The 12,556-nt window shown below is 71.6% G+C and carries 13 protein-coding genes and 1 tRNA gene; 3 read left to right on the top strand and 11 right to left on the bottom strand.

Annotated elements, in window-relative coordinates; genetic code table 11:
* The first annotated feature begins 4 nt into the window (after nucleotides 1–4).
* A tRNA-Leu gene (locus tag HY68_RS43935) sits at nucleotides 5–89 on the top strand.
* Between the two features lie 105 nt (nucleotides 90–194).
* Here the strand turns inward: HY68_RS43935 and mftF are convergent.
* The 10 genes from mftF to mftA all read right to left on the bottom strand — a co-directional run bounded on the left by mftF (nucleotide 195) and on the right by mftA (nucleotide 9,093).
* Nucleotides 195–1,592: a mycofactocin biosynthesis glycosyltransferase MftF gene (gene mftF / locus HY68_RS21675; protein WP_041991320.1), complete on the bottom strand. Its 1,398-nt coding sequence runs from the start codon at nucleotides 1,590–1,592 to the stop codon at nucleotides 195–197.
* Nucleotides 1,589–2,371 carry a mycofactocin biosynthesis peptidyl-dipeptidase MftE gene (gene mftE / locus HY68_RS21670; RefSeq protein ID WP_241778638.1) on the bottom strand — a complete coding sequence of 261 codons (783 nt, stop codon included), beginning with the start codon at nucleotides 2,369–2,371 and terminating at the stop codon, nucleotides 1,589–1,591. The genes mftF and mftE overlap by 4 nt, the downstream gene beginning before the upstream one ends.
* A 9-nt stretch (nucleotides 2,372–2,380) precedes the next feature.
* Nucleotides 2,381–3,625 (bottom strand): pre-mycofactocin synthase MftD, encoded by a 1,245-nt coding sequence (gene mftD, locus HY68_RS21665; RefSeq protein WP_041991318.1) that lies wholly within the window; start codon nucleotides 3,623–3,625, stop codon nucleotides 2,381–2,383.
* 18 nt (nucleotides 3,626–3,643) lie between these two features.
* The gene (locus HY68_RS21660; RefSeq protein ID WP_198533316.1) at nucleotides 3,644–4,612 is read right to left on the bottom strand and encodes a vWA domain-containing protein; all 969 of its coding nucleotides are present in this window, start codon (nucleotides 4,610–4,612) and stop codon (nucleotides 3,644–3,646) included.
* Nucleotides 4,613–4,618: 6 nt separating this feature from the next.
* The gene (locus HY68_RS21655) at nucleotides 4,619–5,581 is read right to left on the bottom strand and encodes a MoxR family ATPase (protein ID WP_078863713.1); all 963 of its coding nucleotides are present in this window, start codon (nucleotides 5,579–5,581) and stop codon (nucleotides 4,619–4,621) included.
* Nucleotides 5,582–5,592: 11 nt separating this feature from the next.
* A complete protein-coding gene (locus HY68_RS21650; protein ID WP_041991314.1) occupies nucleotides 5,593–6,429 on the bottom strand; it encodes a mycofactocin-coupled SDR family oxidoreductase in 837 nt (278 codons plus the stop codon).
* A 49-nt stretch (nucleotides 6,430–6,478) separates the two neighbouring features.
* Entirely contained in the window at nucleotides 6,479–7,312 is an 834-nt protein-coding gene (locus tag HY68_RS21645) for a mycofactocin-coupled SDR family oxidoreductase (RefSeq protein ID WP_041991312.1), read from the bottom strand.
* Nucleotides 7,313–7,410: 98 nt separating this feature from the next.
* A complete protein-coding gene (gene mftC, locus HY68_RS21640; protein ID WP_041991309.1) occupies nucleotides 7,411–8,658 on the bottom strand; it encodes a mycofactocin radical SAM maturase in 1,248 nt (415 codons plus the stop codon).
* Entirely contained in the window at nucleotides 8,655–8,921 is a 267-nt protein-coding gene (gene mftB / locus HY68_RS21635) for a mycofactocin biosynthesis chaperone MftB (RefSeq protein ID WP_041996781.1), read from the bottom strand. Before mftB ends, mftC begins: the two co-directional genes overlap by 4 nt.
* Before the next feature lie 19 nt (nucleotides 8,922–8,940).
* Nucleotides 8,941–9,093 carry a mycofactocin precursor MftA gene (gene mftA, locus HY68_RS40130; RefSeq protein ID WP_063779667.1) on the bottom strand — a complete coding sequence of 51 codons (153 nt, stop codon included), beginning with the start codon at nucleotides 9,091–9,093 and terminating at the stop codon, nucleotides 8,941–8,943.
* 112 nt (nucleotides 9,094–9,205) lie between these two features.
* Here mftA and mftR point away from each other — a divergent pair, with 112 nt between their 5' ends.
* Nucleotides 9,206–9,826 carry a mycofactocin system transcriptional regulator gene (mftR, locus tag HY68_RS43930; protein ID WP_041991307.1) on the top strand — a complete coding sequence of 207 codons (621 nt, stop codon included), beginning with the start codon at nucleotides 9,206–9,208 and terminating at the stop codon, nucleotides 9,824–9,826.
* Complete coding sequence (mftG, locus tag HY68_RS21625; RefSeq protein WP_041991305.1) at nucleotides 9,823–11,385, top strand: mycofactocin system GMC family oxidoreductase MftG; 1,563 nt, start codon at nucleotides 9,823–9,825, stop codon at nucleotides 11,383–11,385. Before mftR ends, mftG begins: the two co-directional genes overlap by 4 nt.
* 12 nt (nucleotides 11,386–11,397) lie before the next feature.
* On the opposite strand, the gene HY68_RS21620 is transcribed toward mftG, so the two are convergent.
* Entirely contained in the window at nucleotides 11,398–12,213 is an 816-nt protein-coding gene (locus HY68_RS21620; RefSeq protein ID WP_041991303.1) for a mycofactocin-coupled SDR family oxidoreductase, read from the bottom strand.
* Nucleotides 12,214–12,556: the final 343 nt, after the last annotated feature.

Raw genomic sequence — 12,556 nt, 5'->3', positions numbered from 1 at the left:
CCTCGTCCGGGTGGCGGAATGGCAGACGCGCTAGCTTGAGGTGCTAGTGCCCTTTATCGGGCGTGGGGGTTCAAGTCCCCCCTCGGACACCGAGCGGTACAGCAGTACAGAGCGGTACAGCAGTTCGGATACGGGAAGTGCCCGCCGGGAGACCGGCGGGCACTTCCGCGTTCCGGCGTTCCGCGCCCGGACCGTCAGCCGCGGACGCGCGGGCGCAGGGCCGCGAGCGAGTGGCCCTTGGCCGCCGAGTACCAGACGCCGGCGCCGTAGGCGAGGTCGTCCAGGCGCCGGGCGACGGCGAAGCGTACGGGGTCGAGGTGCCCGTGGTTCTTGCGGTACTCCAGGGCGATGTCGGTGACGGCCGCCACGGCGACCGCTCTGCGCACCCGGCGGGAGACCAGGCAGCCGGCGGCCGCCGCCGGCCACCAGTGCCGGGTCAGCAGGCTGCCCGCCTGGGAGAGCGCCCCGACGGTGCCGTTCGCGGTGAGCCGGGCGGCCAGTTTCAGCGGGTGGTCGGCGCGGTCCAGCTTGCGGGCGATCCGTACGGTGGTGACGGCGCAGAGGGCGCCCACCGCCGGGACCGACCAGCGGCGCTGGGCGAGCAGCGCGACGATCAGCGCCGCGCTCCAGGGGGCGAGGACGACCGGGGCAATCGCCTCGGGGTGCCGTACGGCGAGCGGGTGGGCACCGGTGCCGTAGAACGCCTTGCGGGTGAACCACTCCCCCAGCCGGGCCCGGTGTTCGTGCTCGGCGGTGACCGAGGGGTCGTAGCGCACCCGCAGTCCGCGCGCGACGAGCCGCCAGCACAGGTCGACGTCCTCCCCGACCCGCATCCCGTCATCGAACCCGCCGATCCCCTCGGCCAGCGCGTCGACCCGGGCCAGCACACAGGTCGTGGAGGCCCAGGAGACGGGTGATCCCGGCCGGACCTGCGCCGGTTCCGCGCCGAGGTCGAGGGACGAGCGGGCCTCTTCGTAGCGGGTGAGCCAGCCGGGGGCAGCTTCGGTGCGCAGCCCGGCGATCCGCGGGACGGCCATGGCGACCTTCGGGTCGGCGAAGTGCCCGAGCAGCGTGGGGATCGTCGTGGCGGGGAGAACGACGTCGGAGTCCACGAAGGCCACGTAGGGGGTGCGGACCAGCCGCAGCCCGGCGTTCCGGGCGGCGGCCGGACCCACGTTGACGTCGAGGGGCACCAGCAGCGCGCCGTGCCGGGCGGCCACGGCGCCGACGGCCTGCGGCTCGTACGACGCGTCGTCCACGACGATCACGGGGTGCGCGGTGCCGAGGCTGGTGAGCAGCCGGTCGAGTTCGCGCGGCCGGTCGCGTACCGGTACGACGACGGTCCAGCGCGGGTCCGGGTGGGGCGGGAGTTCGGCGGTGACGGGGTGGGCCAGGCCCGTCTCCAGCAGCCGGTCGGCGAGCAGCGCGCTCGCCGCGTCCTTGACCACGACACGGCGGCCCGTGACAAGCGGCCTCGCGCGCTCGGTCAGACGCACCAGCCGGGTCGGGAAGCCGCCGAGCAGGGACCTGCCGCCGTCGACGACCCGGGTCCTGCGGTCGAGTTGGACGACGAAGCCGTGCGGGAGCGTCATTCTTCCGGTGTCCCCTCTGCCGTTGGTGTCCCCGCTGCCGTTGGTGTCTCCTCCGTGAGCCGGCCGCGCGCGTCCACCCTGAAGCGGGCGATCCGCCGTACGGCGCTCGCCACCATGGCGTCCAGCAGCGCCGCGCCTTCCTCGGCCGACGCACCCGTCGGGTCGCCGAGCACCCCGTTCGGGGAGACGGCCCGCACGCCGTGGGCGATCAGCTCGGGCATGATCTCGGCGAGCGGCCGGGTGTCGCCCGCGGTCGCGGCCTCGACCCGTACCTCGTCGGGGACGAGATGGAGCATGACGGAGGTCTCCGCACGTCCGGCGTGCGCGTCGGAGCCCGGCGGCGCGCACAGCGTCCACGCCACGTCGTGCCCCTCGGCGCGCAGCCGGCCGACGGCCTGGTCGAGGGTCGGCACATTGCCGCCGTGGCCGTTCACGAACACGATCCGCCCTGCCCACAGGGACAGCGAGCGCACCGTCTCGACGACGACCGCCAGCAGGGCCTCGCGTCCTATGGAGACCGTGCCGGGGAAGCCCGCGTGCTCGCCGCTGGATCCGTACGTGATGGTCGGCGCGACCAGCGGCGGGTGCGGCCGGGCGAGCGACGGGTGGTCCGCCGCCCGCGCCGCGACGGCCCGCGCGATGACGCTGTCCGTGGTGAACGGCAGGTGCGGGCCGTGCTGTTCCGTCGAACCGATCGGTACGAGGACGGTCACGGCGTCGGGAACGCGCGGCCACACCAGCCGCGCCAGCTCCGACGAGCCGGTGTGTTCCTGCGACACGGGCGCCCGCTAGCCGATCGGGTCCTGGTCGCGCGGTGTGGTCGGGCCCGCCTTCGGCTTGTCCGACCCGGCCACGAGACCGCCGCCCAGGGTCCTGGTGAAGCCCGGCGGGATCACCAGGTCGTCGGGGGACAGCTCGTGGACCGAGGAGTGGCCGAGGCCCAGTACGGCGGAGTCGAGGCCGCCGCGCAGGATGTCCAGGACGTTCTCGACCCCGCCCTGTCCGTTGGCGGCGAGCCCCCACAGATAGGCGCGGCCGATCAGTACGGCGTCGGCGCCGAGCGCGAGTGCCTTGGCCACGTCACCGCCGCGCCGGATGCCGCCGTCGAGCAGCACCTCGATCTCGTCGCCGACGGCTTCGGCGATCGAGGGCAGCATGCGGATCGTGCCGGGGGTCGAGTCGAGGTTGTTGCCGCCGTGGTTGGAGACGGAGATCGCCGAGACTCCCGCGTCGACGGCGCGCCGCGCGTCGTCGACCCGTGTGACGCCCTTGAGCAGGAAGGGCCCGCCCCACTCCTCGCGGAGCCACTTCACGTCGTCCCAGGTGGGCGGCGGGGTCTGCATCCACTCGCCGTACGCGCCGAAGAACGTCGGCGCGACACCGCCCGGGGGCCGCAGGTTGGGGGTGGTCAGATCGGGGATGCTGCGGGTCTTCGCGAACTGCAGGAGCCAGCGCGGGTGCGGCAGTACGTCGGGCGCGAACCGCAGCATGGTTTTGAGGTCGACCTTGTCGGGGATGGCCGGGCTGCCCCAGTCGCGGCCGTTGGAGAAGGACCAGTCGAGGGTGGAGATGAGGGCCTTGGCCCCGGCCGCCCTGGCGCGCTCCATGCGCTGCGTCATCGCCTCGCGCGTACCCGTCCAGTACATCTGGAAGAAGGTGTTGGGGTTGGCCGCCGCGACCTCCTCGACCGGTTTGCTCGCGAACGAGCTGAGGCCCATGATGATGCCCCGGTTGGCGGCGGCGCGGGCGACCGCGACCTCGCCGTCCGGATGCACCGCCTGGACGCCCGTCGGTGAGATGAGAACGGGGAACGCCGTCTCGACGCCGAGCACGGTGGTCGACAGATCCCGCTCGGCGTGGTGCCCGACGACCCGGGGGGCGAAGCCGAGTTCGGCGAAGGCCCCGATGTTGTCGTCGATGGTCAGGCCGCGCTCGGAACCGGCGACCAGCGCCCCGTAGACCGAGCTGGGCAGTTGCTTCTTGGCCCGGCGCTGCGCCTCGGCAACGGTCTCGAACCAGGGATTCCTAGGCATAGATCTTTCCTATCCGGGTCAGGCGCGAAAGATGTCGCCGAGCGCGGCCCCGACATCGTGGTGGGTGCGGACGGCGTGGAAGGTGCCGCGGCCCAGCCGGGCCATCTCCGTGCCGAGTTCGACGTCCTTCTCGCCGCTCGTGTCGAGCAGCACGTCGAGCCTCGGCAGCCGGGCGGCGGCGGGCCGTGGGTCGGGGCCGGCGTTGTGCACGCAGTCGGACAGCAGCAGGACCCGCGCGTCGGGTTCGGGCACTCCGGCGAGCTGCCGGGCGGCGAGCTGGAGCGGGAAGCCCACGTTGGTGAGTCCCCTGGCGGGCAGCCGCAGCATCGCGTCGAGGAGTTCGGCGGGCCGGACCGGCTCGCCGAGGCCGAGGAGGATCGCCGCGTCGGACCAGAACGCGATGACGGCGAGGGCGTCCTGCGCCAGTTCGGCGGCGAGCGCGCCGACGGTCGCCGCCGCCGTGCGGACCCGCTCGCCCTTCATCGAGCCGGACAGGTCGACGGCGAGGACCACGGACCTGCGGGCGTGGACCCGCTCGAAGACGTAGATGTCCTCGTCCTCGGGCACCGGGTGCTCGGCCAGGCTCTCCAGGGTGCGGTCGAGGTCGATCTCGTCGCTCCTGTCCCGGTAGGGCAGGCTGGCGAGCCGGCCGGTGGCGCGCCGTGCGGTGCTGGCCCGCTTCGGCTTGGGCAGCGAGAGCCGGGCCGCGATGGCCCTGGCCCGTGCCCGCACCTCGGGGTCGACCGCTTCCTCGTCGGTGGCGGTGAGCAGGTGTCCTTCCTCGTCGGTGAAGCCCGCTCCCGGGCCTGCGGGCCGCTCGCGCGCCGTGCCGCCGCGCGGCTGGGCGCGCAGCACGGCCCCGCCGGTGCCTGGCACGGTCTCGAACACCATCGGATCCTCGTCCAGCTTCTTCGGGGTACGGCGCAGCGGCCTGCTCGTGGCTGTGGCGCGAGCCGTCTCGCGGCGCAGCGGCGAGTCGGCGGCCACAGCTCTTCAGCCGGGTTCGGCGCGTGCCGGGTCCAGCACGAAGCGGTTCTCCCAGATCTCGCGCAGGACGCGTTCCGGGGTCGTCCCGGCCGCCTCGTCGATGCGGATACGGCCGGACAGGGCGACGGTCATGGCGTCGTAGAACGTCTCGGGGTAGCGCTCGTCGGCCGGTCCCGCGAGCTGTCGCAGCAGGGTGAGTTCATGGTCGACGAGGGCGCAGTCGATCGCTCCGCGCACACTGCTGCCCTGCCGTACGTCCTGGTGGACGCGGGTGGCCCGGGTGACGGCGACGGCGTCGGCGATGATCCGCTCGGCGAGTGCGCCGGTGAGTTCGGTGCGCAGCGCGAGGATGCCTTCCTCGGCCCGGGTGTCCTGGTAGTCCACGACGATCCGGTTGAGCCGGTCGCTGACGCTCATGGAGAGCCGGGTCGTGCCGACGTTGTCGTACGGGTTCATCGAGGCGACGACCCGGAACGACGGCTGGGCGGTGATCCGGCCGACGCGCGGCACCTGGATGGTGCGGTCCGCCATCGCGGTGAGCAGCGCGTTGAGGGTGTCCTCGGGGGCGCGGTTGAACTCCTCCAGGTAGAGGAAGCCGCCGGTGCTCATGGCCTCGACCAGCGGTCCGGCGACGAAGTTGTCGGCGCTGTAGTCCTCCCGCAGCACCCGCGAGGGGTTGTGATGGCCGATCAGTTTGGCCGGGGTCAGATCGGCGTTGCCCTCCACGAACACCAGGGGGATGCCCCATTCGTCGGTGATCGCCCTGAGCATGGTGGTCTTGCTGGTGCCCGGGGGGCCTTCCAGCACGAGATCACGCCCGGCGGCGACCGCCGCGAGCGCGAGTTCCAGCTCGCGCTCACGGCCGACAAGGCGCGAGGCGATCCGCTCCCGGGTCGCCAGCACACCGGCCGTCGCGGTCGACGTCTCCCGGGCTGTCCGCTGCGTGGTAATCGTCCTCGTCCTTGTCATGGTGGCGTCGCTTACTTGGTGAGCTGTCCGGCGTCCACCGGCAGCGTGACGCCGGTGACGTAACGCGACTCGTCGGAGGCCAGCCAGAGCACGGCGTTGGAGATGTCGACCGGCTCGACCCACGGGATCGGCAGCGCGTTCATCGCGGCGAAGCGCGGTGCGAGGACGTCCCTGTTCCGCTCCTCGGGGGTGAGGTCGGGCGAGAACAGCTCGTAGGCGGCCGAGTTCTGGATCATGTCGGTGTTGACGGATGTGGGGTGCACGCTGTTGACCCGGATGCTGTCCGGCGCCAGCTCCAGCGCGAGGGTCCGCATGAGCCCCACGACACCGTGCTTGGCCGCCACGTAGTGGCCGATGTTCTCCATGCCCATCAGCCCGGCCGTCGAGCTGGTCAGGATGATCGAGCCGCCGTTGCCGCCCGCCTTGAGATGCGGGATCGCCGCCTTGGCCGTGCGCCACACACCGGTCAGATTGACGTCGATCATGTCGGCGAACTGGGTCTCGCTGAGTTCGTCCATCGTGCCGAAGCTGAAGATGCCGGCGTTGGCCGAGACGATGTCGAGCCGGCCGAGCTGGGCGACGCCGTCGTCGACCGCCCGCTTCACCGCTTCGAAGTCGCGTACGTCGGCCTGGGTGGCGACGATCCTGCGGTCCAGGGCTTCCACCTGGCGTACGGTCTCGGCGAGGTCGTCCGGTGTCGCCATGGCGTACGGGACGGAATCTATCTGGGATGCGATGTCTATCGCGATGATGTCCGCGCCCTCCTGGGCGAGGCGCAACGCGTGGCTGCGGCCCTGGCCGCGTGCCGCGCCGGTGACGAACGCTACTTTGCCTTCTACACGCCCCATTGCGTGTCTCCTTGTCTTGAAGTCTTCGGTGGTGCTGGGTGCGGGTCTGTCACTTGAGGAAGCAGCCGGCGTCGACCGGCAGCGGAACGCCGGTGATGTAGCGCGCCTCGTCCGAGGCGAGGAACAGCAGGGCGTTGGAGATGTCGACCGACTCGACCCACGGGATCGGCAGGGCGTTGACGGCCTGTGAGGCCACGGCGAAGTCGTCCCTGGTCGGGTGGTCGAGGTCCGGGCTGAACATCCGGTACGTCGACTCGTTCTGAATCATGTCCGTGTCCACCTGCGTGGGGTGGAGGCTGTTGACCCGGATGCTGTCCGGCGCGAGCTCCAGCGCGAGGGTGCGCATGAGTCCGACCACGCCGTGCTTGGCAGAGACGTAGTGCGCGACGTTCTGATAGCCGATCAGGCCCGCCTCGGAGCTGGTGAGGATGATCGAGCCGCCGCTGCCGCCGGCCTTGAGATGCGGGATCGCCGCGGCGCAGGTCTTCCACACGCCGGTCAGATTGATGTCGATCATGGTGGCCCAGCTGTCCTCGGCCAGGTCCTCGGCCGGGGCCGGGGTGTTGAGGATGCCGGCGTTCGCCGAGACGATGTCGAGCTTCCCCAGCTCGGCGACCCCCTGGCCGACGGCCTCCTTGAGCTGTGCGAGGTCCCGTACGTCGGCCTTCCGCGCCACGATCCTGCGGTCCAGGGCTTCCACCTGGCGCACGGTCTCGGCGAGATCGTCCTCGGTGGCCCCTGAATAGACCACGCCGGGTATGTCCTCGCAGATATCGACCGCGATGATGTCGGCGCCCTCTTGCGCCAGCCTGACCGCGTGGCTGCGGCCCTGTCCTCGTGCTGCCCCCGTGATGAATGCGACCTTGCCTTCTACACGCCCCATTACGTGCACCTTTCTCATCATATTTCGCCATCGCGCAGAGACGCGTTCCCGTCGAACGCGCCTGTGCGGGCTGTGGTGTTGTGCTGCTCCGGGGCCGGCTACTCCGGCCGGAACCCGGCGAGCGGGCTCTCGGCGCAGTCGCTGACCGGAGGCCCGTCCAGCTCCGCGCGGCGGGTGAGGGTCAGGGCCACCGGACCCGGGCGCGCGGCCCGGGTGGTGCGGTGGGAGTGATCCGCCGAGGATTTCGGGACGGGAGTCTGTGAAGTGCGGCCGGCGAGCAGCTGCTCGCCGTACCCCTGGACGCACTCGGGGTCGGGGCCGTCCAGCGGAAGGCCCGTGAAGAACTTCGCCGCCATGCACCCGCCCTTGCAGGTGTCGAAGAACTGGCAGGAGGCGCAGGCTCCCCCGGACTGCGGTTGGCGCAGCCGCTGGAACAGCTCGGACTGCCGCCAGACGCCGGTGAAGCCGCCCGGGGTACGGATGTTGCCGGCGAGGAATTCGTCGTGGATCGCGAACGGGCAGGCGTAGACGTCGCCGATCGGGTCGATCAGGCAGACGACACGTCCGGCGCCGCACAGGTTGAGCCCGGGCAGCGCCTCCCCGAAGGCGGAGAGGTGGAAGAACGAGTCACCGGTCAGCACGCTGTCGCCGTGCGCCACGAGCCAGTCGTACAGTTCGCGTTGCTGGTCGCGGGTGGGGTGCAGCTCGTCCCACACGTCGGCGCCGCGGCCCGAGGGGCGCAGCCGGGTCAGCCTGAGCTGGGCCCCGTAGCGGTCGGCGATCTCCTTGAACTCGTCCATCTGCGGGATGTTGTGCCGGGTGCAGACGACGGACAGTTTGAAGTTCTCCATCCCTGCGGCGGAGAGATTGGCCATGGCCTGCAGGGCCATGTCGTACGAACCGGGGCCGCGTACGGCGTCGTTGACCTCGGCGGTCGCGCCGTCGAGGGAGATCTGCACGTCGACGTAGGAGTTCCGGGCGAGCCGCTCGGCCACCTCCGGGGTGATCTTCACGCCGTTCGTGGAGAATTTCACGCCCACGTGATGGGCTGTGGCATAGTCCACGAGCTCCCAGAAATCGGCGCGTACCGTCGGTTCGCCGCCGCCGATGTTGACGTAGAAGACCTGCATGCGTTCGAGCTCGTCGATCACCGCCTTCGCCTCAGCCGTGCTCAGTTCGCGCGGGTCGCGCCGTCCCGAGCTGGACAGGCAGTGGGTGCAGGAGAGGTTGCAGGCGTACGTGAGCTCCCAGGTGAGACAGATCGGCGCGTCGAGCCCGTACTCGAACAGGTCGACGAGCGGCTTGCTGCCCGCACTGCGGGTGGGAGTGTCCTGGAGCGCGGTCATGAGATCCTTTCCACCACCATCGACGACTGGGCGAGCGTCGCGAGAGCCCGGCTGTAGCGCGGCACTTCGGGCTCGGCGACACCGGCGGCCGTGCACGCGGCCCGCGCGGTGGGAGCGTCCGCGAGTGACTGGACGACGGTCAGCAGGCGGCGGTCCTTGAGGAACGAGAGTTTGCGCGTCCCGAAGTGGTACAGCAGCGCACCGAAGGGTTCGGGCCGTACCGAGACCTGCGGATGCAGGTCCCAGGGACGATCGATGTCCATGCCGGTCACGGCGCGGCGGCTAGTAGACGCCGCACATGCCGTCGATCGAGATCTCCTCGACGAGGTCGTCGGCCTCGATGACGGAATCGGGACGCGGTGCGGTGTCGGCTGTCGCGGCGGCGTCGGAAGCGCTGGACTGCTCGCCGGAAGGGACAATCTGGAGGTCGTTCATACGATGCTCCTCTGCGGCTTGATGACGCGGTACCGGCTGGCCGCCGGTCCCTGTCTGCCTGATAATCGCCACTGTAATGGCACCCGGTGTCAAATGGAAGAAAGGGAAAGATGTGACTTCCTCAGCCGGCGTCCCACGGCCTGCGGCGCGCGCCGGCAGACAGCCATCGACGTCGGTGGGCGAGCTGAGCCATGTCGCGCTCCAGCTCTTCGTGGAACGCGGCTTCGCCGAGACGACGGTGGACGACATAGCCAACGCGTCCGGCATCGGGCGGCGCACCTTCTTCCGCTACTTCCGGTCGAAGAACGACGTCCCGTGGGGCGACTTCGACGACCTCGTGGAGCAGATGCGCGAGTATCTGCGCGCCACCCCGCAGGAGACCCCCCTGCTGGACGCGCTGCGCTCCGCCATCGTCGAGTTCAACCAGTTCCCCGCCGAGGAGATCGAGTACCACAAACGCCGGATGGACCTCCTGCTGAACGTGCCGTCGCTGGTCGCGCACTCGACGCTGCGCTACGCGTCCTGGCGGCAGGTGGTCGCCGAGTACGCCGCCCGCAGACTCGGTGTGTCCGAGGACGATCTGCGGCCGCAGGTGATCGCCTGGACGTTCCTGGCCGCCTCGCTGTCCGCGTACGAGCAGTGGCTCAGACGGGACGGCAGCGATCTGCGGGAGCTGCTGTGGTCGGCGTTCGACGTGCTGAGCGAGACCTTCGCCGAGGACCCGCCCAGGTGATCCGGCACGACGTGGTGGTCGTCGGCGCGGGGGCGAGCGGAGCGCCGCTCGCCGCGCGGCTCAGCGAGGACGGCGACCGCCGGGTGCTGCTGGTGGAGGCCGGACCCGTACCGCTGCGCGCGGCCGGCTTCGGGCCCGGACTGCTGGACGGGCGGCTGGTCCCGGGCGCCTGGCCGGGCCACCCCGCCGGTACGGAGTATCCGGCGCACCTCACGCCGGAGCGCCCGTACACCGTCGTCAGGGGCCGGTTCCTCGGCGGCTCGACCACGATCAACGGCGGGTACTTCGTCCGCGCCAGGCGCGCCGACTTCGACCGGTGGGCGGCGGCCGGCAACGACGCCTGGTCCTTCGACCGGGTCCTGCCGTTCCTGCGCGGCCTGGAGACCGACCTGGACCACGGCTCGTCGGCGGTGCACGGCGGTTCGGGTCCGGTCAGGGTCCGGCGCACCTCGCTCGGCCACCCCGCGGCGGCCGCGTTCGGCGCCGCCGCCGCCGAGCTGGGCTTTCCCGCCGAGCCCGACAAGAACGACCAGGGCGCGCCCGGCTTCGGTCCCGTGCCGACGAACACGGACGCGGGTGTCCGGGTGAACACCGGTCTCAGCTATCTGCTCGACGCGTTTGCCCGGCCCAACCTCGCTGTCAGCGGCGACAGCACGGTCCTGCGGGTCCTGGTCGAGGGCGGCGGGACGGCGGGCGCCCGCGCCGTCGGCGTCGAGCTGGAGCGCGCCGGCCGGCGGGAGACCGTACGGGCCGGTGAGGTCGTGCTCTGCGCCGGGGCCTTCGCCTCGCCGCAGTTGCTGCTGCTCTCGGGCATCGGCCCGCGCGCCGACCTCGAACGGCTCGGGGTGCCGGTCGTACGGCACGCCCCGGGCGTGGGCGCGGGCTTCGGCGACCATCCGCAGGTCGTCGTCGAGTGGGCTCCCTCGTCCGAGCTGCCGGCGCCCGAAGGCAACTGGCTGGGCGGGAGCCTCCACCTGTCGTCGTCGGACGGCGGGCACTCCGGCGATCTGGAGATCCTGCAGTCGCTGGTGCCGATGGCGGGCCTGGTCGGCGGGACGACGGCGGTCCCGGGCGCACCCCTGCCGTTCCTCGTCTCCGTCCAGGCACCGGAGTCCGTGGGGAAGCTGCGGCTGGTGTCCGCCGACCCCGGGGTGCCGCCGCGGATCGACTACGGCTATCTGTCCACGGCCGACAGCAGGCGCAGGATGCGCGAGGCGGTACGGGTGACGGCTGCGGTGATCGCGTCGCGCGCGTTCGGCGCCGTCGCCGCGGGGCGGGCCGGACCGGATCCGCGGATCCTCGCCGACGACGGCGCGCTCGACCGGTGGATCGCCGGCCGGCTCGGCACGTCGGTGCACGCCTGCGCGAGCGCGCCGATGGGGCCGCCGGACGATCCGGGCGCGGTCGTCGACCAGTACGGCAGGGTGTACGGGGTCAGCGGACTGCGCGTCGCGGACACATCGATCCTGCCGACGGCCCCGCTGCGCGGCCCCGCGGCGACGGCGGTGCTGGTGGGCGAGGTCGTGGCCGCCGCGATGCGCCGTCCGGACAGCCCTTAGGTCCAGTAGGCCCTAGTAGTACTGGGCGCCGCCGTCGATGCTGATGTGCTCGGCCGTGATGTAGCCCGCGTCGTCGGAGGCGAGGAACGCCACCGTCGCAGCGATCTCCTCCGGCTCCGCCGACCACTGCGGCAGGAACGGGGTGCCCATCGCGGCGAGCGGCGGGTTCGTCTGCGACGCCGCGTCGAGTTCCTCGACCATCCGGCCCGAGCCCATCGGGGTGTTGACCGCTCCGGGGTGGACGCTGTTGACCCGGATCCGGTGCGGGCCGAGTTCCGCGGCGAAGGCGCGGGTCATGCCCGTCACGGCGTGTTTGCTGGCCGTGTAGTGGACCATGAACGGCTGCATCTTCTTGCCCGCGTAGGAGCTGGTCAGGATGATCGAGCCGCCGCCTGCCGCGATCAGGTGCGGGGCTCCGACCATGACGGTGTTCCAGACGCCGACGACATTGATGTCCATCGTGTCCTGGAACACCGCGGGCGTCGTCCGGTCCCAGGCCGCCGGGATACAGATGCCGGCGTTGGCCACCACGACGTCCAGCCGGCCGAGTTCGGCGACGGCCCTGTCGACGGCGGCGCGCATCGCTTCGAGGTCCCGTACGTCGCAGCGCTCGGCGACGATCCGCCGGTCCTGCGCCTCGACCAGCCGTACGGTCTCTTCGAGGTCGGCCGGAGTCGGCGAATCGTACGGCACGTGCGGCAGCGGCCCCGCCAGGTCGACCGCGACGATGTCGGCCCCCTCGCTCGCCAGCCGCACCGCGTGCGCCCGGCCCTGCCCCCGTGCGGCGCCGGTGATGAATGCGACCTTCCCGGTCAGTCGTCCAGCCATGGTTACTCGTCCCTTCACCCAGCGACGGAATCCCTGGCCGCAGCCTACGCGCGGCCCGGACCAGGGGCAGGATGGATAGATGTACAAAGCATTGATATAAAGCTCGTATGACTGAGCACCCTCTGCACCGCCCCCGCCTCCCCGGCGCCGGCACGCGCGGGCTCGTCATCCGGACGCTCTTCCCCGTACGGTCCCGCCCGGACCGTACGAGCGCACCTCGGCAACTGCCACGACCAGTGGGCCCCACCGCACGGGCCCCGCGCCATGACAGCCGTCCGATCTGTTCCCCGCGTCGCCGGATGTCGCCACCCGCGCACGGCGATTAGCCCCCGCGAGCGCTCAC

The organism is Streptomyces sp. AcH 505 (genome assembly GCF_000818175.1).
Taxonomy (GTDB): Bacteria; Actinomycetota; Actinomycetes; order Streptomycetales; family Streptomycetaceae; genus Streptomyces.
The sequence above is the reverse complement of the archived record's forward strand: the minus strand, read 5'-3'. Positions and strand labels throughout refer to the sequence as shown.